Annotated in this window: 23 protein-coding genes; 14 read left to right on the top strand and 9 right to left on the bottom strand. The window is 61.6% G+C overall.

What is annotated here, in order from left to right:
- The first annotated feature begins 6 nt into the window (after nt 1-6).
- Nucleotides 7-1,065 (top strand): glycine betaine/L-proline ABC transporter substrate-binding protein ProX, encoded by a 1,059-nt coding sequence (proX, locus tag JAB8_RS20020; RefSeq protein ID WP_070219268.1) that lies wholly within the window; start codon nt 7-9, stop codon nt 1,063-1,065.
- Nucleotides 1,066-1,156: 91 nt separating this feature from the next.
- Here the strand turns inward: proX and JAB8_RS20025 are convergent, their stop codons facing one another.
- The 3 genes from JAB8_RS20025 to JAB8_RS20035 form a co-directional block, all read right to left on the bottom strand.
- Nucleotides 1,157-1,618, bottom strand: coding sequence for a GNAT family N-acetyltransferase (locus JAB8_RS20025; protein ID WP_070291133.1), 462 nt, complete (start codon nt 1,616-1,618; stop codon nt 1,157-1,159).
- Between the two features lie 47 nt (nt 1,619-1,665).
- Nucleotides 1,666-1,920 (bottom strand): acyl-CoA-binding protein, encoded by a 255-nt coding sequence (locus JAB8_RS20030; RefSeq protein WP_070219266.1) that lies wholly within the window; start codon nt 1,918-1,920, stop codon nt 1,666-1,668.
- A 200-nt stretch (nt 1,921-2,120) separates the two neighbouring features.
- Nucleotides 2,121-2,477, bottom strand: a complete 357-nt coding sequence (locus tag JAB8_RS20035; protein ID WP_034760263.1) for an FKBP-type peptidyl-prolyl cis-trans isomerase — start codon at nt 2,475-2,477, stop codon at nt 2,121-2,123.
- A gap of 197 nt (nt 2,478-2,674) precedes the next feature.
- Here JAB8_RS20035 and JAB8_RS20040 point away from each other — a divergent pair, with 197 nt between their 5' ends.
- The 6 genes from JAB8_RS20040 (at nt 2,675) to JAB8_RS20065 (ending at nt 10,656) form a co-directional block, all read left to right on the top strand.
- Entirely contained in the window at nt 2,675-3,646 is a 972-nt protein-coding gene (locus tag JAB8_RS20040; RefSeq protein ID WP_070291134.1) for a cytochrome D1 domain-containing protein, read from the top strand.
- A gap of 71 nt (nt 3,647-3,717) precedes the next feature.
- Complete coding sequence (locus JAB8_RS20045) at nt 3,718-4,494, top strand: polysaccharide deacetylase family protein (protein ID WP_070291204.1); 777 nt, start codon at nt 3,718-3,720, stop codon at nt 4,492-4,494.
- 32 nt (nt 4,495-4,526) lie between these two features.
- The gene (locus tag JAB8_RS20050; protein WP_070291205.1) at nt 4,527-5,531 is read left to right on the top strand and encodes a sterol desaturase family protein; all 1,005 of its coding nucleotides are present in this window, start codon (nt 4,527-4,529) and stop codon (nt 5,529-5,531) included.
- A complete protein-coding gene (locus JAB8_RS20055; protein ID WP_070291135.1) occupies nt 5,531-6,358 on the top strand; it encodes an EI24 domain-containing protein in 828 nt (275 codons plus the stop codon). Before JAB8_RS20050 ends, JAB8_RS20055 begins: the two co-directional genes overlap by 1 nt.
- 31 nt (nt 6,359-6,389) lie before the next feature.
- Nucleotides 6,390-7,175, top strand: a complete 786-nt coding sequence (locus JAB8_RS20060) for a molybdopterin-binding protein (RefSeq protein WP_070219263.1) — start codon at nt 6,390-6,392, stop codon at nt 7,173-7,175.
- Between the two features lie 364 nt (nt 7,176-7,539).
- The gene (locus JAB8_RS20065; RefSeq protein WP_070291136.1) at nt 7,540-10,656 is read left to right on the top strand and encodes a transglycosylase domain-containing protein; all 3,117 of its coding nucleotides are present in this window, start codon (nt 7,540-7,542) and stop codon (nt 10,654-10,656) included.
- A 55-nt stretch (nt 10,657-10,711) separates the two neighbouring features.
- Here JAB8_RS20065 and JAB8_RS20070 read toward each other — a convergent pair whose 3' ends face one another.
- Nucleotides 10,712-11,317 (bottom strand): glutathione S-transferase, encoded by a 606-nt coding sequence (locus JAB8_RS20070; RefSeq protein ID WP_070291137.1) that lies wholly within the window; start codon nt 11,315-11,317, stop codon nt 10,712-10,714.
- Between the two features lie 131 nt (nt 11,318-11,448).
- Here JAB8_RS20070 and JAB8_RS20075 point away from each other — a divergent pair, with 131 nt between their 5' ends.
- Nucleotides 11,449-12,795 (top strand): TAXI family TRAP transporter solute-binding subunit, encoded by a 1,347-nt coding sequence (locus JAB8_RS20075; RefSeq protein WP_070291206.1) that lies wholly within the window; start codon nt 11,449-11,451, stop codon nt 12,793-12,795.
- Between the two features lie 13 nt (nt 12,796-12,808).
- On the opposite strand, the gene JAB8_RS20080 is transcribed toward JAB8_RS20075, so the two are convergent.
- The 3 genes from JAB8_RS20080 to JAB8_RS20090 form a co-directional block, all read right to left on the bottom strand.
- Nucleotides 12,809-13,093 carry an XRE family transcriptional regulator gene (locus tag JAB8_RS20080; protein WP_070291138.1) on the bottom strand — a complete coding sequence of 95 codons (285 nt, stop codon included), beginning with the start codon at nt 13,091-13,093 and terminating at the stop codon, nt 12,809-12,811.
- Nucleotides 13,090-13,440: a type II toxin-antitoxin system RelE/ParE family toxin gene (locus JAB8_RS20085; RefSeq protein ID WP_070291139.1), complete on the bottom strand. Its 351-nt coding sequence runs from the start codon at nt 13,438-13,440 to the stop codon at nt 13,090-13,092. The genes JAB8_RS20080 and JAB8_RS20085 overlap by 4 nt, the downstream gene beginning before the upstream one ends.
- A 157-nt stretch (nt 13,441-13,597) precedes the next feature.
- Nucleotides 13,598-14,059, bottom strand: coding sequence for a rhodanese-like domain-containing protein (locus JAB8_RS20090; protein ID WP_070219342.1), 462 nt, complete (start codon nt 14,057-14,059; stop codon nt 13,598-13,600).
- 385 nt (nt 14,060-14,444) lie between these two features.
- Here JAB8_RS20090 and glnA point away from each other — a divergent pair, with 385 nt between their 5' ends.
- From glnA to JAB8_RS20120, 6 genes are all read left to right on the top strand, one after another.
- Complete coding sequence (gene glnA, locus JAB8_RS20095; protein ID WP_070219258.1) at nt 14,445-15,860, top strand: type I glutamate--ammonia ligase; 1,416 nt, start codon at nt 14,445-14,447, stop codon at nt 15,858-15,860.
- A gap of 173 nt (nt 15,861-16,033) precedes the next feature.
- Nucleotides 16,034-16,516, top strand: a complete 483-nt coding sequence (locus JAB8_RS20100; RefSeq protein ID WP_070291207.1) for a DUF4124 domain-containing protein — start codon at nt 16,034-16,036, stop codon at nt 16,514-16,516.
- Between the two features lie 5 nt (nt 16,517-16,521).
- Nucleotides 16,522-17,610: a nitrogen regulation protein NR(II) gene (gene glnL, locus JAB8_RS20105; RefSeq protein ID WP_070291140.1), complete on the top strand. Its 1,089-nt coding sequence runs from the start codon at nt 16,522-16,524 to the stop codon at nt 17,608-17,610.
- Between the two features lie 48 nt (nt 17,611-17,658).
- Nucleotides 17,659-19,149 carry a nitrogen regulation protein NR(I) gene (gene ntrC, locus JAB8_RS20110; RefSeq protein WP_070291141.1) on the top strand — a complete coding sequence of 497 codons (1,491 nt, stop codon included), beginning with the start codon at nt 17,659-17,661 and terminating at the stop codon, nt 19,147-19,149.
- A 138-nt stretch (nt 19,150-19,287) separates the two neighbouring features.
- Nucleotides 19,288-20,253, top strand: coding sequence for a magnesium/cobalt transporter CorA (corA, locus tag JAB8_RS20115; protein WP_034760218.1), 966 nt, complete (start codon nt 19,288-19,290; stop codon nt 20,251-20,253).
- A 134-nt stretch (nt 20,254-20,387) separates the two neighbouring features.
- Complete coding sequence (locus tag JAB8_RS20120; protein WP_070291142.1) at nt 20,388-21,761, top strand: ATP-binding protein; 1,374 nt, start codon at nt 20,388-20,390, stop codon at nt 21,759-21,761.
- 8 nt (nt 21,762-21,769) lie between these two features.
- Here the strand turns inward: JAB8_RS20120 and JAB8_RS20125 are convergent, their stop codons facing one another.
- On the bottom strand, nt 21,770-23,398 hold the full coding sequence (locus JAB8_RS20125; protein ID WP_070291143.1) for an NAD(P)/FAD-dependent oxidoreductase: 1,629 nt from the start codon (nt 23,396-23,398) through the stop codon (nt 21,770-21,772).
- 600 nt (nt 23,399-23,998) lie between these two features.
- Nucleotides 23,999-24,130 carry a hypothetical protein gene (locus tag JAB8_RS30185; protein WP_265334721.1) on the bottom strand — a complete coding sequence of 44 codons (132 nt, stop codon included), beginning with the start codon at nt 24,128-24,130 and terminating at the stop codon, nt 23,999-24,001.
- Nucleotides 24,131-24,230: the final 100 nt, after the last annotated feature.

Consider the following 24,230-nt stretch of genomic DNA (forward strand, 5'->3'; position numbering starts at 1 on the left):
ATTTACATGCATCAAATTGACAATTTTAAAGTGACGCAAAAATCGCAACGCAAGTTCCAGCTGTTTTCCGCCCTGGCCATCGCCGCCATGGCCCTGACCACCAGCCTGGCCATGGCGCAGGCGCCGGCCGCAACGGCTGACGCGCTGCCCGGCAAGGGCGTCAAGGTGCAGCCGCTGCAAAGCTCGATTGCGGAAGAAACCTTCCAGACCATGCTGGTCGACAAGGCCCTGGAAAAGCTCGGCTACGAAGTGCAGCCGATCAAGGAAGTGGAATACCCGACCGCGCATATCGCCATCGCCAATGGCGACGCCACCTTCATGGCCGTGCACTGGGACCCGATGCACAAGGATTTCTATAATAATGCGGGCGGCGACGCCAAGCTGTCGCGCACGGGCCAGTATGCGGGGCCTGCCGCGCAAGGTTATCTGATCGACAAGGCAACGGCGGAAAAGTACAACATCACGAATATCGACCAGTTGCGCGATCCCACCCTGGCCAAGCTGTTCGACCACGATGGCGACGGCAAGGCCGATTTGACGGGCTGCAACCCGGGCTGGGGCTGCGAAGCGCTGATCGAGAACCACATGGATGCGTACAAACTGCGCGAGACGGTAACGCACGTGCAGGGCAGCTATGCGGCCCTGATCGCCGACACCCTGGGCCGCTACAAGCGCGGCGAACCGATCCTGTACTACACGTGGACGCCGTACTGGGTCAGTGGCGTGCTGGTGCCGGGCAAGGACGTGGTCTGGCTGAAAGTGCCGTTCTCGGCCAATCCGGACAAGGTGAATACCCGCCTCGACGATGGCAGCGATTACGGTTTTGCCGTCAACACGGCGCGCATCGTATCGAACAAGGCCTGGGCGCAGAAAAATCCGGCCGCGGCCAAGCTGTTCGAGGTGATGCAATTGCCCGTGGCGGACATCAATGCGCAGAACGAGCGCATGCGCCGCGGCGAAAACACGCAAGCCGATATCGCGCGCCATACGGCTGGCTGGATCAAGTACCACCAGCAAAAGTTTGACGGCTGGATCGCGCAAGCGCTGGCGGCGGCAAAAAAGTAAATTACGGCTGATACAGGCGTAAAAAAAGTGGCTACCGGTTTGGTAGCCACTTTTGCGTTAACGGCCTGTTTTGGTGGTTTTTGGTGAGTTTTCAGCCGTTTTCGGCCAGTTTCAGGTGCAAAATGGGGAAAGGCTTGCCAAAGGGGTCGCATTCCGAGCGGCTTTCCCCGATAAAACCCAGGTGGCGGTAAAAGCCGTGCGCTTGCGGGTTGTGCTCGTTGACGTCGACGGCCGTGGCTTGCAAGCTGGCGATGGCGTGCTGGACCAGCGTGCGGCCGGCGCCGCTGCCGCGTTGATCGGGATGCACGAACAGCATCTCGATCTTGGCGTGCTCGACGCACAGGAAGGCGTAAGCGCTGCTATCGGCATCGCGCAGCACGTGCAGCAGGCGTTCGGCCGTCACTCTGGCCAGCTCATCGCGGACGAAGGGCATGAGGAAAGCGATATCGCTGTCGGCGAGGAAATCGTGGGTGGCGCGTACGGACAGGTGCCAGACGTCGAACAAACGGGGCAGGTCGGCGGCATGGGCCAGGGAAATCGGTGATGGTGTCATGCGGAAATAATAACATTGCCCCGGGCTGTGCCGGGGCAGGGGGATGATCAGTCCTTCAAGTCTTCGATCAGGTCGATGTATTGCTGCTGCGCATCTTCCTTCGACGTGCCGGCCAGGGCCGCCCAGGCGTCGAACTTGGCGCGGTTGACGAAGTCGGTCATGCCAGGGCGCTCGCCCGTGGCGTCGCCGCTCGAGGCTTGCTTGAACAAGGCGTAGATTTTCAGCAAGGTCATATTGTCCGGACGCTCGGACAGGGTCTTGGAATCGAGCTGCGCTTGGTCGAATTGCTCTTGTAAACTCATGATGGCTCCTGTGTGCTGATGGAATCGCTGGAAAAGTGCGGCAGGCGCAGCGGAGTGGCCACCGTGCGTGCTGCAGTGCCTGACATCATAGTGAAAAAAGCGCGCCGTGCATTAGAGGACACACTCAAAACAAAAGCGCCGCCGCTGAATGAACAGGGGCGGCGCCAGGTACAGTCGCTTGAGCGCTGTGGAGTCTGTTCTTATACGCCCAGCAGTTCGACGTCGAAAATCAGGGTGGCGTTCGGTGGAATCACGCCGCCGGCGCCGCGTGCGCCATAGCCCAGTGCTGCCGGGATGATCAGCTGGCGCTTGCCGCCCACTTTCATGCCTTGCACGCCTTCGTCCCAACCCTGGATGACGCGGCCTGCGCCCAGCGGGAATTCGAACGGGTCGTTGCGGTCCTTGCTCGAATCAAATTTCGAACCGGCGCTGCCGTCGTCGTTCTGCAGCCAGCCCGTGTAATGCACGACAACATTGTTGCCGGCTTGCGCTTCAGCGCCTTCGCCGACGACGGTATCGATGTATTGCAGGCCGGAAGCGGTAGTGGTGGTGGTCATGATAATCCTTGTGTTGGCGATGAAAGCTTCAGATTGTAGAGCAATGAGTTGCAAAGCGCCATTCCAGGCCCGCTGCAGGGAAAATGGGGAAGTTACGACGAGGTTTGGCGACGGCTTGTATTTAAGGGGGGATTTCACACAATAAATACGGTGTTCCACGTAAAATGCATGTTTTGTATTTAACAGTGATTTCTTCCATGTTCCGCAGTCTACGCCGCCTTGTTTTTTCCTCGCTGTGCCTGGTTTCCGCAATATCGACGGCGCAAGCCGAAGTGGTGGTGGTACTCAATTCCCGTGATGCTACGGTGCAACTGCTGGACCAGAAAACCTACGCCCCCCTGTCCACCTTTGCCGTTGGCAAGGAACCGCACCACCTGATGGAGACGCCGGACGGCAAGTCGCTGATCGTCGCCAGCTCCGTCGGCAACGAACTGATCTTCCTCGACCCCGTCTCGGGCCAGATCCAGCGCCGCATCAGCAACATCCTCGATCCCTACCAGATCGGCTTTTCGCCGGACCAGAAGTGGTTCATCTCGAATTCGCTGCGCCTGGACCGCATCGACCTGTACCGCTACGACGGCAAGAACCTGACCCTGGCCAAGCGCATCGCGCTGCCGAAGCTGCCCAGCCACATGGCCTTCACGGCCGACAGCACCATGGCTTTTATCACGCAGCAGGGCAGCAACCAGGTCAGCGCCATCGACCTGGCCACGCAGACGGTGAAATGGACCATGCCCGTCGGCCCGGCGCCGGCCGGCATCACGATGACGCCCGACGGTAAATATTTGCTGGTTGGCATCATGGGCAGCGATTACGTGGAAGTGATCGACTGGCGCACGCAAAAGACCGTCAAGCGCATCAAGGCGGGCGCCGGCACGCATAATTTCCGCGCGCTCGGTGACAACCGCATGACGTTCGTGTCGAACCGCGTGTCGAACACGATCAACATCATCGACCAGCAAACCCTGGAAAACGTGGGCACCATCAACGTGCCCGGTGGCCCGGACTGCATGGAAATCACGCCCGATGGCAAGACCATGTGGGTCACCCTGCGCTGGATCAAGAAAGTGGCCGTGATCGATTTGACCACGCGCAAGGTGATCAAGACGATCCCCGTGGGCCGCTCGCCCCATGGCGTGTATTTCGCCACGCACTCGCCGCGCATGTGATGACGGGTGTGATGATGAAACGCCTGATTTCCGCAGGCCATGTGCCCGCCGTGCTGCTGTGCGCCGGCACCATGCTGACGCCCGCGCATGCTGCCGCACCTGCCGCCGCTGCACCAGCCGCAGCATCAGCGCCGGCCGCCTGCAAGGGTACGATCTACATGACGTTCGACACCGGCAGCCAGTCGCAAGCGCAACTGATCGCCGACGTGCTGAACAAGCGCCGGATCAAAGCCACGTTCTTCCTGGCCAATGAAAAGACGACGCGCGGCGACTATTCGCTCGATGCCTCGTGGGCACCGTACTGGAAAGCCCGGGTCGCCGAAGGCCATGCGTTCGGCACGCATACGTTCGACCATGTGTACTGGAAGAAGGATCTGGCCAACGGCTTGATCCAGGTTAAGCCCCAGTTCGGCAAGGACGGCGGCAAGCTGGCGTCGGTGACGGATCAGCAGTTCTGCGAGGAATTGCGCCGCGTCGATACACGCTTTCAGGAACTGACCGGACACAAGCTCGACCCGTTCTGGCGCGCGCCGGGCGGCTACACATCGCCGCGCACCCTGGCGGCCGGCAGCGCTTGCGGCTACCAGCATGCGGGCTGGGCGCCGGCGGGGTATTCCGGCGATGAATTGCCTAGCGATAAGTATCCAAGCGCCATGCTGCTGAAGAAAGCGCTGGCGAACTTGCGCAGCGGCGACATTTTCATTGCGCACATGGGCATCTGGTCGCGCAAAGATGCATGGGCGCCCGCCAACCTCGATGCCTTGATTTCCGGCCTGCAAGACAAGGGTTTCTGTTTTGCCACCCTGCGCGAGCATCCTGCCTACGCGCGGAAGAAGGGCCAGCCATGATCGCCGCCGACATCGTCAGTTTCGTCACCCCGATGATCGACGCCGTGGTCGATGCGTTTGGCGTGGCGCAAGGCTGGCTGTTCCAGACTGTGGTGAATCCCCTCGTCTATCACCTGGGCTTTGGCGAATTTACGGAAGAAGCATTCGAGGGCACGGAATGGCTGCTGATCGGCCTGTGCGAACTGGTGCTGCTGTTTCTCGTGCTGCGCCCGCTCGAAGCCCTGATTCCCGCGCAAAAGATCACCGACCCGCGCGCCCGCTGGAACGACTTCATCTACACGGTGCTGCACCGCATCGGCCTGTTTTCCGTGCTGGTCTTCTTCACGCTTGATCCGCTGATGGATGCCTTGGCAGGCGCCTTGCGTTTCGACAATATCCATCCATTGAATCTGGAGTCGCTGTTGCCCGGCATCAGTCCCTTAGTCAGTTTTATCATTTATTTTGTGATACTGGACTTCGTCGACTATTGCTACCACCGTGCCTCGCACCATTTCGGCTGGTGGTGGGGCTTGCACAGCCTGCATCACAGCCAGCAAAACATGAATTTGTGGAGCGATGACCGCAACCACCTGCTCGACGACTTCCTGCGCGACGTGGTGATGGCGCTGGTGGCGCTCGGTATCGGCGTGCCGCCAGGGCAATATGTGCTGCTGGTGTCGATTTCGCGTATTTTGCAAAGCTTGCAGCATGCGAATGTGAGGATACACTTCGGCCGCATCGGCGAGCGGCTGCTGATCTCGCCCCGTTTCCACCGCACGCACCATGCGATCGGCGTGGGGCACGAGTCGAAAGGCAAAGGCAGCATGGGGGGCTGCAACTTCGGCGTGGTGCTGCCGATTTGGGATATGCTGCTGGGCACCGCGAATTTCTCGGCCGGCTATGCGCGCACGGGCGTGCGCGACCAGCTGGCCCGCATCGACAGCCATGGCGTGGGCCGGCCCGGGCGCAACTATGGCAGCGGCTTCTGGCAGCAGCAATGGCTGGGCCTGCGCCGCATGGTGGAATTTGCAAGAATCAAACGAAAAGGACGCCGTTGATGCGCAATGTGTTGAATTCGTATGGCCGTGCTTTCCTGTCGCAATTGCACGGCAGGATATTGCTGTTGAGCATCGCACCGTTCATCCTGTCGCTGATCCTGTGGGGCGCCCTGCTGTATGTGGGCTTGCAGCCGCTGATCGACAGCCTGCATGCGCTGTTTACGCAATATGACTTCTTCCGCACCAGCGGCCAGGTGTTGGCCACCTTTGGCCTGGGCATGCTGAAAGCGGTGATCGTGCCGTTGATCGCCATGTTCATGCTGTTGCCGCTGATGATCTTGACGGCGCTGATCTTCATGGGCCTGTTCGCCATGCCGGCCATCGGCCGGCATATCGGCGGGCGGCACTTTCCGCAGTTGGAAAAGAAGCATGGCGGCAGCCTGCTGGGCAGCGTCGGCACTTCGCTGGCGACGTTCCTGCTGTTCATCATCGTCTGGGTGCTCATGCTGCCCCTGTACGCGTTTCCGCCGGCCGCGCTGGTGGGGCAAGCCGTGCTGTGGGGCTGGCTGACCTACCGCGTGATGGCGTATGACGCCATGGCCGATTACGCCAGCGTGGAAGAGCGCCACGCCATCATGCGCACGCAGCGCTGGCCGCTGCTGGCCATCGGCATGGTCTCCGGCGCGGCCGGCGCCGTGCCCGGCATGCTGTGGATGGGCGGCGTGATGTCGGTGGTGTTCTTCCCCTTCCTGGCGGCGTTCGCCATCTGGCTGTACGTGCTGATCTTTATCTTTACGGGTCTGTGGTTCCAGTATTACTGCCTGGAAGCACTGGCGCGTTTGCGGGGCGTACGCGGCATGACCGACGTGGCGCCGGCGGACGCTTGAGTATTTTTATTGCATTCTACGAGGGAGTTTCATGGCTATCGGATTGATCATCATTGGCGACGAAATCCTGTCGGGCAAGCGCACGGACCAGCATTTTCCGAAAGTCGTGAGCATGCTCAAGCAGCGCGGCTTGCAGCTGAGTTGGGCGGAATACGTGGGCGACGAGCCGGCCCGCCTGGTCGCCTTGCTCCAGCGCAGCTTTGCCAGCGGCGACATCGTCTTCAGCTTTGGCGGCATCGGCGCCACGCCGGACGACCATACGCGCCAGGCGGCCGCCGATGCGCTGGGCTTGCCGCTGGTGCTGCATCCACAGGGCAAGCTCAATATCCAGCAACGGATCACGGAAATGGGCGAGGAGGCGGGCGTGCCGGCCGATTTGAACTCGCCGGAAAACCTGCACCGCCTGAAAATGGCGGAATTCGTGCAGGGCGCCGAGCTGATTCCGAATCCGTACAACAAGATTGCCGGTTTTGCCGTGCGCGAACATTATTTCGTGCCGGGCTTTCCCGTCATGTCCTGGCCCATGATCGAATGGGTGCTCGATACGCATTACGCCCACCTGTTCAACCAGGTGCCGCACGCGGAACATGCCTTGCTCGTGTATGAAACGGCCGAATCCTTGCTCACGCCGCTGATGGTGCGCCTGGAAGCGGAGTTTCCGCTGATCAAGGTGTTCAGCCTGCCCAGCGTGGGCGATGCGCAGACGCGCCGGCATATCGAACTGGGCGTCAAGGGCGAGCCCGCGCAAGCGGCGGCTGCCTTTGCCGAGATGCGCGCCGCACTCGATACCTTGCAGGCGGAATACACCACCATCTGAGATGCAGCCAGCCCGGCGCCGGCGGCTTTTTCGCTGGCGTCCAGCCCGCCATGCATCTATGTACGCCAGCGTACGTTCCAAGACGTTGTTTTTTTGCGAAAATCTTCAATGAAGCAAGATTTTTGTGCGCGCTCGTCAGTCGTTTTCATTCCGATGTGGTGGAATGGTGAACAGGGGCCTTGCGTGTCGAACGCGCGGTCGCCTGCCTGTGCAGTAGCGTGTTTTTTTGATTCACCGGTATGGACATCATGTTAAGCAAGTTTTGTTGTGACCGGCCTTGGCTGGCCCTCGTCTTATCCTGCGCGGAGCGGCATCGCTGCCGCCTTTTCCGCGCCGTCCAAACCCAACCTTACCCCAGCATCCCATGAAAGACACAGGCGTCAATCTGGCCGCGCAAGAGCGGCCCCCCTCTGATCCAGCTCCCGAGGCGCCGCCGCCGGCGAGCCCGCCGAAGAAGCGTCGTTCGCGCATCTGGCCGATCTTTGCCATCATCTTGCTGGCGCTGATCGCCGGCGTGGCGTGGTTCGTCATGCGCGAAGTGCGCACGTCGGCCCTGCAGGCAGAGTTTTTCACGCGCCTGGACCGCCAGCTGGCGTTCAAGGTCGAGCCTGGCCCTGCACCGGCGGGCGCCATCCGCTATCCGCAGCACGGCCCGTATGACGAGCGGCTCGGCTATGCCAGCTTGCCCGACTTCATTATCAAACTCAATGCGCGCGACTACGCCGTCACGGCGCAGGCGCGCATGTCGCCGAAAATGGTGCAACTGGTCGACCGGGGCATCTTTGCCACCTATCACGAGAAAAACCGCGCGGGCCTGACCATCCTCGATTGCCGCGCCGCGCCGCTGTTCGCGGCCAGCTATCCCGAGCGCATGTTCGACGGCTTTGCCGAAGCGCCGCCGGCGCTCGTGCAAAGCTTGCTGTTCATCGAAAACCGCGAATTGCTCGACCCGGGCACGCCCAAGCGCAATCCCGCCGTGGAATGGGACCGTCTGAGCAAGGCGATCCTCGACAAGGCGCTGAACCTGTTCGGCGGCCACCGTGGTGGCGGCGGCAGTACGCTGGCCACGCAGATCGAAAAATACCGGCATTCGGAAGACGGGCGCACCAGTTCCATGCAGGACAAGCTGCTGCAGATGATTTCGGCCAGCCTGCGCTCGTACCAGGATGGCGAAAACACCATGGAAGCGCGGCGCAAGATCGTCGTCAATTACCTCAATACCGTGCCGCTGTCGGCAAAGAGCGGCTTTGGCGAAGTCAACGGCATCGGCGACGGCATGTGGGTCTGGTATGGCCGTCCGTTTGCCGAAGTGAAAACCTTGCTTAGTGGAAAAATGGACCAGCCGGGCAGCGCGCTGGCCTACAAGCAGGCGCTGAGCCTGCTGATCGCGCAGCGCCGTCCTTCCCATTATCTGGTGGCCGGCGGCGCCGACCTGGAAGAATTGACCAACAGCCATCTGCGTTTGCTGGCGCAGGCGGGCGTGATTTCGCCGCAGCTGCGCGATGCGGCCATCGCCGAGAAGCTGCGTCCGTCGACGGCGTCCGGCGTGCAATCGGAAGCGTCGACCTCGTTCGTTACGCGCAAGGCCTCGAATGCCGTGCGCAACCACCTGGCCACCATGCTCGGCGATCCGCGCTTGTACAACCTCGACCGCCTTGACCTGAAAGTGGTCAGCACGCTCGACGCGCAGGCGCAAAACGCCGTCACCAAGGTCTTGCGCGAGTTGCGCGACCCGGAAGTGGCGAAAGCGGCCGGCCTGACGGGCAAGGGCATGCTGGGCAATGGCGACCCCGCCAACGTGGTCTACAGTTTTACCTTGCTGCAAAAGGGCGAGCAGGCCAACTTGCTGCGCGTGCAAACGGATAACTTTGACCAGCCGCTCGACATCAACGAAGGCGCCAAGCTGGACCTCGGTTCCACGGCCAAGCTGCGCACCCTGGTCACGTACCTGGACATCATCGACCAGCTGCACCAGCGCTACAGCGGCATGGGCGCCGCCGAGCTGGGCAAGATTGCCGTCGATCCGAAGGACATGCTGTCGCAGTGGGCGATTGCTTACCTGAAACCTTTGCCTCTCGGCGAAGCGCGCAACCTGCCGGCCATGCTGGCGGCCGCCATGGAACGCAAATATTCGGGCAACCCGGGCGAAGGCTTCTTCACGGGCGGCGGCTTGCACCATTTCGGCAACTTCTCCAAGCTCGACGACAGCCGCATCATGACGGTGCAGCAGGCGCTGCGCCAGTCGACCAACCTGGTGTTCGTGCGCCTGATGCGCGACGTGGCCCGCTACTACATGTTCTCGCGCCCCGATTCTTCGGCCTCGCTGCTGGCGGACGCGGACGATCCGCGCCGTGCGCAGTACCTGAGCCGCTTTGCCGACAAGGAAGGGCGCGAATTCCTGCACCGCTTCTATCAGAAGTACCGCGGCAAGAGCGTTGACGAGCAGGAAAAGATTTTATTGGCCAGCATCCGCCCGACGCCCGTGCGCCTGGCGAATATCTTCCGCACCGTCAATCCGAAGGGCACGGTGGCGGAATTCGGCGATTTCCTCAACGCCAACCTGCCGTCGCAAAACGAAGTGCCGCCCGAGCGCGTCGCCAAGATGTACCAGCAGTACGCGATGGAAAACTGGTCGCTGGCCGACCGCGGCTACCTTGCCAATGTGCATCCGCTGGAACTGTGGATGGTGGCGTATCTGCGCCAGCATGAAGGTTCCACCCTGACGCAGATGGTGGCGGCCAGCGAAAAGGAACGCCAGGAAGTCTACAAATGGCTGTTCAACACGCACCGCAAGCATGCGCAGGACCGCCGCATCGCCAACTTGCTGGAAGTGGAAGGGTTCCTGGAAATCCACCGCCAGTGGAAGAAGATGGGCTACCCGTTTGATTCGCTGGTGCCGTCGTATGCGACCACCCTGGGCGCGTCGGCCGACCGGCCCGCTGCGCTGGCCGAATTGATGGGCATCATCATCAACGATGGCGTGCGCAAGCCGAGCGTGCGCATCGATTCCATGCATTTCGCCGCCAACACGCCGTACGACACCATGGTCAAGCGGGGCAGCAAGGTGGAGGCGGAGCAAGTGCTCTCGCCGGACGTGGCCAAGGCCGTGGCCAAGGCCATCCGCGAAGTCGTGTCGGACGGTACGGCGAAGCGGGCGAAGACGGCATTCGTCGGCGCCGACGGCGTGCCGATCCCGATGGGCGGCAAGACGGGCACGGGCGACCAGCGCTTCGACGTGTATGGCGCCGGCGGCCGCCTGATCGAGTCGCGCTATGTGAACCGCTCGGCCACGTTCGTCTTCAATATCGGCGAGCGCTTCTACGGCAGCATGACGGCGTATGTGCGGGGACCGGAATCGAAGAACTACGATTTCACCAGCGCCTTGCCCGTGCAACTGCTGGTGTCGCTGGCGCCGAGCTTGATGCCGCTGATCGAGCCGCCTGCGCCAGCCGAGGGTGTGGCCAGGCAGTGCACGAATTAACCGGCAGTATGCGGATTGAGCAAAACGCCAGCTTCCATGCTGGCGTTTTTTCTTGCTAGCCGGCAAACACGGCCGTTTTATCTTCCAGGCGCGCGTGATAGGCGGCGATGGCCGGATAATCGGGGCGCTGCATCGGAGCCATCAGCCAGCGCTTGACGGACAGGCCCAGCACGATATCGGCCAGGGTGAACGCTTCGCCGCAGACGAATGCGCCCGTACGCTGCAGCTGCTGTTCCAGCACGCCCATCATCTTGTTCCATCCGGCAATACCGGCCGCCAGCTGCGCCGCATCCTGGTGGGCCGGGCTGTGGCGCACCAGCGACATGAAGGCGTAGCGCCAGCTGTTGTTCAAATCGCCCATCTGCCAATCCATCCATTTTTCCACTTCCGCGCGGGCGCGTGGCGTGCTTGGAAGCAAGTCGTCGCGGCCCGCCTGGGCGCACAGGTAGCGGCAGATCGTGTTCGATTCCCACAGCACCAGGTCGCCATCGAGCAACACGGGCACCATGGCGTTCGGGTTCAGGGTCAGGAAAGCCGGGTCGTCGGTGGTGCGAAAGCCGCTGCCCCAGTCTTCGCGTTCGTAGGGCAGGTCGAGTTCTTCGCACGTCCACAGGACTTTGCGGACATTGATCGAGGCGGCTTTTCCAAGAATTTTCAGCATGCGGGGCTCCAGAGGGCAGGTGGTCGATCTGCCACTGTAGCGGAAATGGCCACGCCGCGCATGTGAAAGTGCCTTGCATAGTTGGGCTTTTCTTGGCATCGTAGCCACCCATGAAACCTATGCGCCACCACATGTCCAAAATCCTCGCGTTCAGCCGCTTTTCCGTGCGCGATTTCCTCGCCACCGCCGGTCCCACCCTGCTGCTGGTCGGCGCATTCTGTGCGCTTGCCTACTGGCTGGTCGACCCGGCGCCGCCGCGCCAGGTGAGCCTGTCGACGGGGCAGGACAATAGCGCGTATGAAGAGTTCGGCAAGAAATACGCGGCCACCCTGGCCAGGCACGGCATCAAGGTGACCTTGCAGCCATCGCTGGGTTCGCAGGAAAACCTGCAGCGCCTGAACGCGGGCAAGACCGATATCGCCTTCGTGCAAAGCGGCTCGACGGAACACGCTGATGCCGAGCGCCATGGCCTCATCTCCCTGGGCAGCCTGTTTACGGAACCCGTCTGGCTGTTCTTGCGCGAAGACAAGGCGGTGACGGAACTGACGCAATTGAAGGGCATGAAGATCAACCTGGGGCCGGAAGGCACGGGCGTGCCCAGCCTGTTCCGGCAGTTGCTGTCCGTGAATGGCGTGGAAGCGAACGAGCTGACGGTGAGTGCCTTGCAAAACACGCCCGCCACGGTGGAGCTGCTGGAAGGACGCATCGACGGTCTGGTGTTCAGTTCGGCGCCGGAAGCGCCGCTGATCCAGATGCTGCTGCAGACGCCGGGCATCAAGTTGTTTGATTTTTCGCAAGCGGAGGCGTACACGCGGCGCCTGCCTTTCCTCACGCATGTGGTCTTGCCGCGCGGCATAGTCGACCTGGGAAAAAATATCCCGGCGCAGGATTATCATCTGATCGCGCCGACCGCCACCCTGGTTGCGCGCGAAGACTTGCATCCGGCCCTCGTCGACCTGTTCGTGCAGGCGGCGGCCGGCATCCATGGCGGCACGGGCTGGTTCCAGCAGCAGGGGCAGTTCCCGTCCGCGCGCTACACGGAAATTCCTGTCGCGCCCGAAGCGCTGAAATTCTACAAGGATGGCGCGCCCGTGCTGCAGCGCTATATGAGTTTCTGGCTGGCTAATTTCTTCGACCGCATGTGGGTGCTGGTGGTGGCGCTCGGTGCCTTGATATTGCCCTTGTCGCGCGTGGTGCCGCCCCTGTACGTGTGGCGCATCCGCTCGCGCGTGTACCGCTGGTACGGCCAGTTGCGCACGGTGGAGCAGGCGCTGGAAGACGTGCCGCCAGCGCAGCGCGCGCAAGTGTATGCGGAGCAATTGAAGCGGCTGGACCAGATCGAGGACATGGTCAACCAGATCTCGATTCCCCTGTCGTTTGCCGATGGCCTGTATGGCTTGCGCAGCCATATCAATTTCGTGCGCAAGCGCATATTGACCTTGATGGGCGAGCATCCCGAGGCAGGCGAGGCGGCCTGAGCGCTTAAGTCGCTTAAACGAGGGTGACCGACAGCTTGCGTCCAAGCAGCGCGGCGGCCCGCTCCAGCGTGGAGAGCGTCACGTCGCTGCCGGGGTCGAGCAGGCGGTCGAGCTGCGAGCGGCTCGTCTGCAACAGGTCCGCCATGCGCGTCTTCGACAGCGATTGCTCCTGCATCGCCTGCGTCAGTTGCCAGGCGATCACTTCCTTGATGGCGCGGGTTTGCGTTTGCTCAAAGATGCCTTCTTCCTTGAGGAAGTCGTCGAGGCTGCTGCCGAGATGGGGGGCGGTGGCGTTCATGTCAGTTCCTTGTAGCGTTTGCGGGCCAGCGCCAGGTCGTCTTCCGGCGTCGTCCGGGTTTTCTTGATAAAGCCGTGCAGCGCCACCAGGCAATCGCCGTGATGGCAGATCAGCACGCGCGCGATGCGGTTGCCGGGCAAGCTGCTGCGCACCTCCGACAAGCCGTGCCCGAGATGCCGGCACAGGGGCATGCCCACGGGCCAGCGCCATTGCGCATGCATCAAGTCTTGTCCGATCACATGGCGTTCCTCGATGGGGAGCGACTTGAGCCAGTCGCGCACGGGTTCGCCGCCATTGCCATTCGCGTAGAACAGAAGGGTAATCTGCCGCAAGCCGGAAGCATCCATGACGCACCTCTACGTTGTACTATATAAGGTACATTTCTTCAAGGAGAATTTGCGCCGCAGTTGAAAAAATCGGGCGCGCATGGATGGTTGTAGTCGATGACGGGCCATCGCGTGGCCCGCCAGATCAAACACTGTTCAGATAGTCAGGCGGCCAGCGTCAGGCGCCCAGCCACGGCAGCCCGGCCTTGCACCAGCCGCCGATCTGCTTGCGGTGGCCGTCCGCATCCTTGTCGCCTTCAAACCCTTCAAGGATGTCGAAGCAGTTGATATAGCCGTGCTCGGTGGCCAGCTTGGCGGCATGGCGCGAACGCACGCCCGAGCGGCACAGGAACAGCAGCACCTCGTCTTTGCCGGCCTGGGCCGCCAGCTGCGCGAGGAAATCGGGATTCGGCACGCCGCCCGGGTAGGTGGCCCACTGCACCGCACCATGCTGGGTATCGGCGATGTCGACCCGGCCTACCCAGTCGCGCTCGGCGTTCGTGCGCACGTCGATGAGCTTGGCGGCTGCGTCCAGTTGCAGCAGCGCGTACGCTTCCTGCGGCGTCACGGCGCCGGCATACGGCGTACCTTCATTGGCCCGGCTGCGGGCGGTGGTCAGGATGTCGGCGGCGGTAGTCATGGCGTCCTCGATGAAAGTGGGCAGGTATGGTCGATTATAGTGCGCCATCCGCGCCCCGCAAACGGGAAACCACGGCGCCCGGCGCATGCACCACAACGAGGCATTTTTCAAGAATGCGCACAAAATGCACGATAATGGTGCGTTATTCGTTTTTTGCACTTGCATAGTGCATTCTTGATTTGATGCAAACTCAGCAGGAAAATCGCGGGCGGGAAAACTTTCATTGGGATAGCCGGTTTTTGCCTCTGGCGGCCAGGTCTCTTCTGGAGCTGGCATGGAATCTGCTATGATCCTTATGAGTTTTGGTGGCACGCAATGTTTGCTTCGCTTCATCAGCCCAGACGCACTAAGGTCGGCTCACCCCACATTCATTTAGGAGATACGCATGGCAATGACAGCCGCAGAAGTCTTGAAGATGGTAGAAGAAAACGAAGTCAAATTCGTTGATTTCCGCTTTGCTGATACCCGTGGTAAAGAGCAGCACGTGACGGTTCCCGTGTCGCACTTCGACATGGACAAATTCGAGTCGGGCCACGCCTTTGACGGTTCTTCGATCGCTGGCTGGAAAGGTATCGAAGCGTCCGACATGATCTTGCTGCCGGATCCAAACACGGCCAATATCGACCCGTTCATGGAAGAAACGACCCTGTTCATGCAGTGCGACGTGATCGAACCGTCGGACGGCAAGGGCTACGACCGCGACCCGCGCTCGATCGCGAAACGCGCCGAAGCCTACCTGAAATCGTCGGGCATGGGCGACACCGCCTACTTCGGCCCTGAGCCAGAATTCTTCATCTTCGACAGCGTGCGCTGGAAGATCGACATGTCGGGCTGCTTCGTCAAGATCGGTTCGGACGAAGGTTCCTGGTCGACCGGCAAGGATATCGAAGGCGGCAACAGCGGCCACCGTCCTACCGTCAAGGGCGGCTACTTCCCCGTGCCGCCAGTGGACAGCTTCCAGGACATGCGTTCGGAAATGTGCCTGATCCTGGAATCGCTGGGCATCCCGGTTGAGGTACATCATCACGAAGTGGCCGGCGCCGGTCAGAATGAAATCGGCACCAAGTTCTCGACCCTGGTCGAGCGCGCCGACTGGACGCAAAACCTGAAATACGTGGTGTGGAACGTGGCGCACAGCTATGGCAAGACCGCCACCTTCATGCCGAAACCTATCGTTGGCGACAACGGTTCGGGCATGCACGTGCATCAATCCGTATGGAAAGATGGCAAAAACCTGTTCGCTGGCGATGGCTATGCCGGCCTGTCCGATTTCGCCCTGTACTACATCGGCGGCATCATCAAGCACGCCAAGGCACTGAACGCGATCACCAATCCGGGCACCAACTCGTACAAGCGTCTGGTACCAGGCTACGAAGCGCCGGTGAAACTGGCGTACTCGGCGAAAAACCGTTCCGCCTCGATCCGTATCCCGCACGTGGCCAATCCAAAAGGCCGCCGCGTCGAAGCGCGCTTCCCGGATCCACTGGCGAACCCGTACCTGTGCTTCGCCGCACTGCTGATGGCCGGCCTGGACGGCGTTGCCAACAAGATCCATCCGGGCGAAGCCGCCTCGAAAGATCTGTACCATCTGCCGCCGGAAGAAGACGCACTGATCCCTACCGTGTGCGCTTCGCTGGAAGAAGCACTGGAAGCCCTGGACAAGGACCGCGAGTTCCTGACCCGCGGCGGCGTGTTCAGCGATTCCATGATCGACGCTTACCTGGAACTGAAAATGCAGGACGTGCAGCGCATGCGCATGACCACGCATCCTGCCGAGTTCGACATGTACTACTCGCTGTAATGGCGCCACGCCGGCAACGTGCCGGTAGTGAATAAAAAAACGCGGGTGAGGCGATGGTCTTGCCCGCGTTTTTTGTTATGGCGCCACAGTGCGTTGTTGTATAGTCGGCCCAGGAACGATGCGGCATGTGCCGACAGGAGTAGAGATTGACCAAGCATTACAGAATGGCGCTGATGGCAGGATTGCTGGGCGCGGCGGCACAGGCGCACGGGCAGTTGTATGTGTGCGCCGATGCGCAAGGACACAAGACGTACACGGACAGGCGGGCTGGCGCGCATTGCCAGCTGCTCGATTTGCCGGGCGCCCTGACGGAGCCGCCACGCAAGACGGCGCCGCTGGCAGGCGCGCCTGCCCGACCCGCCACACAGGCGGCGGTCACGGCGGCGCCGGCCGCCGGCGCGTTTCCCAAGGTCGATGGTGCGGAGCAGCGCGCGCGCGACCTGGACCGGCGCCAGATCCTGCAGGACGAATTGCGCAGCGAAGAGCAGAAACTGGCGGCGCAGCGCCTGGAATTTAACGGCGGGCAGCCCGAGCGCCAGGGCAACGAGCGCAACTATGCGAAATACCAGGAACGGGTGGCGCAACTGAAGGACAACATCAGCCGGACGCAGCAGAACGTCGAGGCCCTGAAACGCGAGATCGCGAATATTCGGTAAAGCACATGACACTAGACAACCATTCCAGCCGCCCGGCCCACCTGGCAGGCCTTGATCTGCTCGCTTCTGCCGTGATCCTGCTCGACGGCGACGGCCGCATCAGCTATGCCAACGCGGCGGCGGAAAACCTGCTGGAAAGCTCATTAAAGGCGCTGTCGCGGCAAAAACTGACGGCGCTGTTCCTCAATCCCGAGGAGCTGGCCGGCATCTGCGCGCAGGCGCTCGAACATAAATTTTCCGATTTGCGCCAGGACCTGAGCCTGGAACGCCTGGGGCGCGAGCCGTTGCGCGTGCACAGCATCGTCAGCGCGCTCGACGCACCGCGCGACGGCGTGCTGATCGAGCTGCGCGAAAACGTGCAGCAGCTGAAACTCGACCGCGAGGAGCGCATCCTCGACCAGAGCCAGGTCAACAAGGAGCTGATCCGCAACCTGGCGCATGAAATCAAGAACCCGCTGGGCGGCATCCGCGGCGCGGCCCAGCTGCTGGAGCTGGAATTGCCGGCCCTGCACCTGAGCGAATTGCGCGAATACACGCAAGTCATCATCAAGGAAGCGGACCGCCTGCAGACGCTGGTCGACCGCCTGCTGGCGCCGCACCGCCGCCCGCACATCGTGGGCGACGTGAATATCCATGAAGTGTGCGAACGGGTGCGCAGCCTGATCCTGGCCGAGTTTCCCAGCGGACTGACCATTTCGCGCGATTACGACGCCTCGATCCCCGAGTTTCGCGGCGACAAGGAGCAACTGATACAGACCGTGCTCAACATTGCGCATAACGCGGCGCAGGCGCTGGCCGAGCGCATCGAAGCGGGCGATGCGGAGCTGATTTTCAAGACGCGCGTGGCGCGCCAGGTGACCCTGGCCAAGGTCCGCTACAACCTGGCATTAGACTTGCATATCATTGACAATGGACCGGGCATCGCACCCCAGATCCGCGACCGGATTTTCTACCCGCTGGTGTCGGGCAGGGAAGGCGGCAGCGGACTGGGACTGACCTTGGCGCAAACCTTCGTGCAACAGCACCTGGGCGTGATCGAGTGCGAAAGCCGGCCTGGATACACCGATTTCAGGATCGTTCTCCCCTTGCCATAAGCGAGGCAGTATCCCACCCATGAAATCCATTGCGGGACGCACACACTAATGAAGCCAATCTGGATAGTTGACGACGACGAATCAATCCGCTGGGTGCTGGAAAAAGCCCTGGCGCGGGAAAATCTCGCCACCAAGAGTTTTGCCAATGCGCGCGACGCCATCGCCGCGCTGGAATTTGACACGCCGCAAGTGCTCGTGTCCGATATCCGCATGCCGGGCGCGTCCGGCCTGGAACTGTTGCAGACGGTCAAGTCGCGCTTTCCCGGCTTGCCGGTCATCATTATTACCGCTTTTTCCGACCTCGATTCGGCCGTCGCGGCCTTCCAGGGCGGCGCCTTCGAATACCTGGCCAAGCCGTTTGACATCGACAAGGCTGTCGAGCTGATCCGCCGCGCGCTGGAAGAAAGCCTGCGCGAGACCAGCGTCGAATCGGGCCCGTCGGAAACGCCGGAAATCCTTGGCCAGGCGCCGGCCATGCAGGAAGTCTTCCGCGCCATCGGCCGTTTGTCGCAATCGAATGTGACGGTGCTCATCACGGGCGAATCCGGTTCCGGCAAGGAACTCGTGGCGCGCGCGCTGCACAAGCACAGTCCGCGCGCGGCGCAGCCCTTCATCGCCCTGAACACGGCGGCGATCCCGAAGGATTTGCTCGAGTCCGAACTTTTCGGCCATGAACGCGGCGCGTTTACGGGCGCGCAGACGACCCGCCGGGGCCGCTTCGAGCAGGCCGAGAACGGCACCCTGTTCCTCGATGAAATCGGCGACATGCCGTTCGACCTGCAGACGCGTTTGCTGCGCGTGCTGTCCGACGGCCATTTCTACCGCGTCGGCGGCCATCAGCCCATGAAGGCGAACGTGCGCGTCATTACCGCCACGCACCAGAACCTCGAGCAGCGCGTGCGCGACGGCCTGTTCCGTGAAGACTTGTATCACCGGTTGAACGTGATCCGCCTGCGCCTGCCCAGTTTGCGGGAGCGGCGCGAGGATATCCCCATCCTGGTGCGCCACTTCCTGGTGCAGAGTGCGCGCCAGCTGGGCGTGGAAGCCAAACGCATGAGCGAACCGACGATGCAGTTCCTCAGCAGCCTCGACTTGCCCGGCAATGTGCGCCAGCTGGAAAACCTGTGCAACTGGATCACCGTCATGGCGCCGGGCCAGACGGTGGAAATCAAGGACTTGCCGCTGGAATTGACGCAGGGGCAGGGCGATGGCGCCGCCACCGCCGCGGCGGGCGAGGCCGCGTCGCCAGCTGTTGCTCACCAGCAGGGCGGTCAGGTCTTCGAAGCGGCCGCGCCCGCCAACGGCGCGCCGCCGGGCTGGATCGGCTTGCTGGAATTGCAGGCGGCCGGCATGCTGGGCGCGGGACAGCAGGAAGTCATGGCCGTGCTGGGGCGGCAATTCGAATCGGCCCTGATCAAGACGGCGCTCAAGCATACGCACGGGCGCAAGAACGACGCCGCCGTGCGCCTGGGCATCGGCCGCAACACCATCACCCGCAAGATATCCGAACTGGGCATCGACGGCGCCAAGGACGATTGACGCCTTGCCGGACGGGGACTCTCCCGTCCGCTTTTTCTTGCGGTGTTCCTTGCACGCCACAACACCCACAGCAGGCGATAAGGTAAGCTGACGCCTGCCGGACTGTTTCGTCCGGTCTTCATTTGATTGTGGAACTGTATGCTTATAAACTGCGTGGCCTACCAGGATGGCAAAAAACTGGCCGACTTGCCGATCGACGATATCAGCGATTACGTCGAGCGCCCCGATTGCTTCGTCTGGGTGGCCCTGCTCGACGCCACGCCGGACGAGCTGAAACAGATGCAGCACGAGTTTTGCCTGCACGAACTGGCGGTGGAAGACGCGCAGCGGGGCCACCAGCGTCCGAAGATCGAGGAATATGGCGATTCCCTGTTTGCCGTGGTGAAAACCGTGGAAATGGTCGAGAATGAACTGGTGCTGGGCGAAGTCGATATCTTTGTCGGTGCCAATTACGTGCTTTCGTCGCGCAGCAACAGCTCGCAAGGTTTCCTCGGTGTCCGCGCGCGTGCCGAGCGCGAACCGCATCTGCTGCGCCAGGGCTCGGCTTTCGTGCTGTACGCGCTGATGGACGCGGTCGTCGACCGTTACTTTCCCGTACTCGACGCGCTCGAATCGGAGCTGGAACTGATCGAGGACCGCATCTTCGACCGTGGTACCGAGCGCGACAATATCGAACGGCTGTATCAATTGAAGCGCAAGGTCATGGTCTTGCGCCACGTGGTGGCGCCCCTGATGGAAGCGGTGGGCAAGCTGCACGGCGGGCGGGTGCCGCCGCTGTGCCACGATACCCAGGAGTATTTCCGCGACGTGCACGACCATCTGGCGCGCATCAACGGCACGCTCGACACCATCCGCGATACGATCAGCACGGCCATCCAGGTGAATCTGTCGATGGTGGCCATCGACGAGAGCGAAGTGAACAAGCAGTTGGCGGCCTGGGCGGCTATCTTTGCCGTGTTTACCGCATTTGCCGGCATCTGGGGCATGAACTTCAAGTTCATGCCGGAACTGGACTGGCATTATGGCTATCCGGCCGCCGTGGCAGTGATGAGCTGTGTCTGCGGTTATATGTATTACTTGTTCAAGCGTTCCGGCTGGCTATAAAAATTTCCTGCGTATCTGTATTATTAAACAATAGCCAGGGGTACAATCGCGGCAAGTCCCCTGACCAGGGCCTTTGCTGAGGATCGCCGCGCCGGCAGCTTTGCCTGCGCTTCCCGTGCTGCGCAGGAGCATTCATGAGTATTCCGTTGTTCGATGTGAATTCGCAAGAACCCCTGTTCGATCCCGAGCAGCGGCGCACCCTGGCGGAAGCGGCCCTGCGCTCGATCACCGCCTCGACGGCGCACGCCCGTGGCGACGACTTCCTGCGCATCCTCGTCAAGGACCTGGCCGAAGCGCTCGACGTGCACTATGTGATCGCCGGGCGGCTGGTGCGCATGGACGATGGCAGCGAAGGCATCCGCACCCTGGCCCTGTGGGGCGGCGATGACTACCAGCCGAATATCGAATACAGCCTGCAGCACACGCCTTGTCAGGACGTGACTTGCCAGAGCATGTGTTTTCACGGCAGCGATATCCAGCGTCGCTTTCCACTCGATACCCTCCTGGTCGACATGCATGCGGAAAGCTATGTCGGCATGCCGCTGATCGATACCGATGGCAAGACCCTGGGCATCCTGTCGGCCATCGACACGCGTCCCATCGATGAAAACAAGCGCTTGCTGGCCTTGCTGCTGCTGTCGATCTTCTCGGCGCGCGGCGCGGCCGAGCTGCAGCACCAGGAGCGCACCCAACAGCTGGAAGAAATCGTGCGCGTGCGCACCGAGTCGCTGCTGGCGGCGCAGGCCAATCTGATCGAGCAGGAACAGATGGCGGCCCTCGGCTCGCTGGTGGCGGGCGTGTCGCATGAAGTCAACACGCCCATCGGCGTGGCGCTGACGGCCGCGTCGAGCATGGGCAGCTATGCCGACCAGCTGGTGCAGCTGCTGGGCGGCGCCAAGGTCAGCCGCACCGAACTGATCGACATTGCCGAATCCCTGAAAGGCGCGGCGGCCTTGATCGAGCGCAACCTGGCGCGTGCCGCCGACCTGATCGGCAATTTCAAGCAGCTGGCCGTGGACCAGGTCAGCGAATACGTGGCGGACCTGGCGCTGCACGATTATGTGCATGGCCTGGTGTCGGCGCACAGCCCGGAACTGCGCAAGGCGGCGCTGGGTGTGGAACTCGATATCGCGCCCGATTGCCAGGTACGCCTGGCGGCCGGCAAGCTGTCGCAGATCCTCTCGAACCTGCTGATGAACAGCGCCCGCCATGGCTATCCGCAAGGCGGCCCGGGACGCATCACGATCCGCGCGCGCATCGAGGAGGAGGGGGAAGACGCCGCCGGGCGCTGGCTGCTGCTGGACTTCTCCGATGACGGTATCGGCCTGGCGCCGGCTGTGCGCGAACACATGTTTGAACCGTTCTTCACCACCAAGCGGGGCCAGGGCGGCTCCGGCCTGGGCATGCACATCGTCTACACCATCGTGCAGCAACTGGGCGGCCAGGTGTGCGCGATCGACTGCACTCCTGGCTGTCATATACAAATCAGGCTGCCGCTGGCAGCCTGAACGCTGGCTTAGCGCGCCGCCATCGACAGCGCCACCGCCTCGGCCACCTTGATGCCATCGACGGCCGCCGACAGGATGCCGCCCGCATAGCCGGCGCCTTCGCCTGCGGGAAAGAGGCCCCGTGTATTCAGGCTTTGCAAGTCGTCGTCGCGGCGCTTGATGCGGATCGGCGACGAGGTGCGCGTTTCCACGCCCGTCAGCACGGCGTCGGCCTTGTAGTAACCCTTGATCTGCTTGTTGAACGCCGGAAACGCTTCGCGCAGCGCCGTGATCGCGTACTCGGGCAAGGAGGGCGCCAGGTCCGTCAGATGCACGGCCGGCTTGTACGACGGTACCACGCTGCCGAATTCCGTCGAGGCGCGGCCAGCCACGAAGTCGCCGACCAATTGTCCAGGGGCATCGTAGTTGCCGCCGCCCAAGGCAAATGCGCGCTCCTCCAGCTCGCGCTGCAGGGCGATGCCGGCCAGCGGGTCGCCCGGGTAATCGGCCGGCGTGATGCCGACGACGATGGCGCTGTTGGCGTTGCGCTCGTTGCGCGAGTACTGGCTCATGCCGTTCGTCACCAGGCGGCCCGGTTCCGAGGCGGCGGCCACCACCGTGCCGCCCGGGCACATGCAAAAGCTGTAGACGGAGCGGCCGTTGCTGGCGTGATGCACGAGCTTGTAGTCGGCCGCGCCCAGGATAGGGTGGCCGGCGCTGGGGCCGAAGCGGCAGCTGTCGATCAACGATTGCGGGTGTTCCACGCGGAAGCCGATCGAGAACGGTTTCGCTTCGATGTACACGCCGCGGCGGTGCAGCATCTCGAAGGTGTCGCGCGCGCTGTGGCCGATGGCCAGCACGACGTGGTTGCTGGCGATGGTTTCGCCATTGTCCAGCACCACGCCGCGCACCTGGCCGCCATCGCTGCCCGGCTCGATGTCGAGATCGACCACTTTGCTGCTGAAACGGTATTCGCCGCCCAGCCGTTCGATATTCGCGCGCATTTCTTCCACCATCTTGACCAGGCGGAAGGTGCCGATGTGCGGCTTGCTCACGTACATGATTTCTTCGGGCGCGCCGGCCTTGACGAATTCCGTCAGCACCTTGCGGCCGTAGTGCTTGGGATCCTTGATCTGGCTGTACAGTTTGCCGTCCGAGAAGGTGCCGGCGCCGCCTTCGCCGAACTGCACGTTCGATTCCGGGTTCAGTTCGCGCTTGCGCCAGAAACCGAAGGTGTCGACCGTGCGCTCGCGCACCTGCTTGCCCCGTTCCAGGATGAGGGGGCGCAAGCCCATCTGTGCCAGGATCAGCGCCACGAACAGGCCGCAGGGGCCCGTGCCGATGACGATGGGGCGCGGTTCATTGGTATGGCCGGCCAGCTGTTCGCCGCCGGCGACGAATTTATAGTCGGTATCGGGCGCGGGCATCAGGTGGATATCGTGGCCCAGGCGCGCCAGCACGGCCGCTTCATTCTTGACGTCCACGTGCAGCGAGTAAATCAACACCACGGCGCTGCGCTTGCGCGCGTCATAGCTGCGCTTGAAGACGGTAAAGCCGAGCAGCTCATCCGCGGCAATGCCGAGGCGCGCCAGAATGGCGGCGGGCAGGGCCGCTTCGTCGTGTTCGAGGGGGAGTTTTACTTCGTTGAGTCGCAACATGGTGTGTATTTTTAAAAATTGCCGGGCTCCGTATCTAGCGGAGAGTGTGCGGTGCCGCGTGACGGCATCCGGGCGCTATTTTACCTCCACATCGTTCACTGCTTCGTTTACCCGGACTTTTTTCGGGGGGGAACAGGCGGCAGTGCCGTCTGTTCGCATGGTCGCCACCGTGCCGTGGCGCGATATGGCGGCGTTTCCTGGCTGCTACAAACTGGTGCAAAATCGGCGCGTTGCTGGTGCATCCGCCGCCCCTTGTTGGGGCGTGCAAATCGGGGCCAAATTTTCCCCGTAATTTGTGTTGCTTTTTTGTTGTGGCTGCTTGATTTTGTTGACGCCTTGCCATTGCGTGTGATTTGATAGTGTTTTGTTTCTTGCAGGTGCAATTCTGTATCTTTGCTTCGCACGCATTGAAGGAAATGAGCAGCGCTGCCTCTTGCCGCTGTCGCGTCCTCAATGGAATGCGGGATTTATTTTTGAGATGATGACGAGAGATTTGTTTTTATATGGAACTGTCCTGAAAAAATCTGATTGATTTATTGCGGGATGGATGTGCAATATATTCGGCCTCGTCCCGTAAAATAATTTCGTCTTGCGCGTCATTTATTTTCCGGGCTTTTTATATTCATCTTTTTTAGAAACAACTCTTCCTGCAGCATTCTGCTGCCATTGGTGCAAAGCCACTGTTTGCAGGCATTCCAAGTAAATTTGATTATCGTCCGCGAGTGTTTTCATTCAGCCTGGATGCGCTTCTGTTCGCCTATTTTTTGTATAAATTGAAGTGTTGCGCCAACAGAACAGTTTTTCTAATTTTATTGACCAGTCCGTTTCAATA

Source organism: Janthinobacterium sp. HH106, from assembly GCF_001758725.1.
GTDB lineage: Bacteria > Pseudomonadota > Gammaproteobacteria > Burkholderiales > Burkholderiaceae_D > Janthinobacterium.